This is a genomic window from Achromobacter sp. DH1f, from assembly GCF_000633435.1.
GTDB classification, from domain to species: Bacteria; Pseudomonadota; Gammaproteobacteria; order Burkholderiales; family Burkholderiaceae_B; genus Achromobacter; species Achromobacter deleyi.
This window is the reverse complement of the sequence record NZ_AYMF01000127.1, coordinates 1-1,608: the sequence shown is the minus strand read 5'-3', so window position 1 is coordinate 1,608 and position 1,608 is coordinate 1. Positions and strand designations below refer to the sequence as shown.

Here is a 1,608-nt window from a genome sequence, read left to right as displayed (position 1 = left end):
TAGGCCTTGGCGCGACGGGCGCGCTCCAGCGCCGCGCCTTCCCAATCGCCCGCCGATTCACGGGCATCGGCCAACTGGCGCTTCAGGCGCGAGCGGGCCGCTTCGATTTCCGAACCCGTATAGGAAGCCGTCGAACGCAAAAGGTCTTCGGTGCCGGCAAGCAGCTCTTGGAAGCTGTCGTTCACCCGGTCGCGATGCAGGGCCATTTCAGCGCGCTGATTCTTTCTATTCATAGTCGCTCCTAATGCGTAGTGCGGGTTGGGCCTGCCGTGCCCCCGGGTCATGCGCAAGCTGCCACGCGACGCAGGAGCCACGGTGCGGAGCCGTCGCGCTCCGCCAGGCCATGGGCCATTGTGACCGGCCCGGCGCGTATCCGCCCGAGCTTTCGCAACCAGCCGTTAACCGATATTTCAGCGGCCCGAAACTTGCTGAAGGTCATGGAACCGGGGGCCACGCCCTTTCCCGCCCCTGGGCACGCACCGGGGAAGTGTCCCCCATGAGCAGCCCCCCAGGGACGCCCAAATTTCGTAAAAGTCCATTGCATTTCAGAGGCTTAGACTTGACACCAGAACCCCTCTGGCGACCACAATGAGCCTTTGCAATGCGCTTCAACCGCCTCAAAAAGGAACTGAACGCATGGTCTCCCCTTCCGCACTTCTTGCCGGCACCGCGGCCAGTTTCCTGGCGCCCCAGCCGCAACCCGTCAGCGCCGAGCAGCACGAACTGGGCCACGGGCTGCTGGACCGCCCCGCCCATATCGATCCCAAGTTCCTGTACGACGCGCTCGGCTCGTCGCTGTTCACCGCCATCACCCAGCTGCCCGAGTACTACCCGACCCGCTGCGAAGCCGAAATCTTCGAACGCCACGGTCAGGACATCGCCCGCCAGATCGGCCCGGTGCAGACACTGATCGACCTGGGCGCGGGCGACTGCGTCAAGGCCGAACGGCTGTTTTCGCGACTGCGCCCCCGCCACTACGTGCCCATCGACATATCCGCCGATTACCTGCAAGCGGCCGTGCGCCGGCTGCGCCTGTCGTATCCGGACCTGCGCATCACGGCAATCGGCCAGGACTTTTCCCAGGCGCTGGCGCTGCCGGCCACCATCGCACCCGAACAACGGCTGTTCTTCTACCCTGGCTCCAGCATCGGCAACCTGGATCCGGACGGCGCGCGCGCCATGCTGGAGCGCATCCGGCGCCAATGCGAAGGCGGCGGCCTGCTGGTGGGCGTGGACCGGGTCAAGTCCCGGCAAGTGCTGGAGCCGGCCTACGACGACGCCCTGCACCTGACCGCCGCCTTCAACCTGAACCTGCTGCGGCACGTCAACGACCTGCTGGGATCGAACTTCGACGTGGGCGACTGGCGCCATGTGGCGCTGTTCAACAGCGAGCAATCGCGCATCGAGATGCACCTGCAGGCACAGCACCCGGTCACCGTCTGTTGGCCCGGCGGCGAGCGGCACTTTGCGGCGGGCGAGCGCATCCATACGGAAAATTCGTACAAGTTCACGCCCCAGGCCTTCACCGACCTGCTGCACAGTGCCGGCTACCACGGCATCGAACACTGGTCGGACGCGCGCGGCTGGTTCTCGGTGTTCAGCGCGCGC

The 1,608-nt window shown here is 65.7% G+C and carries 2 protein-coding genes; one reads left to right on the top strand and one right to left on the bottom strand.

From position 1 onward, the window contains the following. The coding region (locus U858_RS0133370; protein WP_025141385.1) for a YqjD family protein at window positions 1-233 on the bottom strand (233 nt) is incomplete at its 3' end. Between the two features lie 403 nt (window positions 234-636). Here U858_RS0133370 and egtD point away from each other — a divergent pair. Beyond that, a partial coding sequence (gene egtD / locus U858_RS0133365; protein ID WP_025141384.1) for an L-histidine N(alpha)-methyltransferase occupies window positions 637-1,608 on the top strand: 972 nt, incomplete at its 3' end.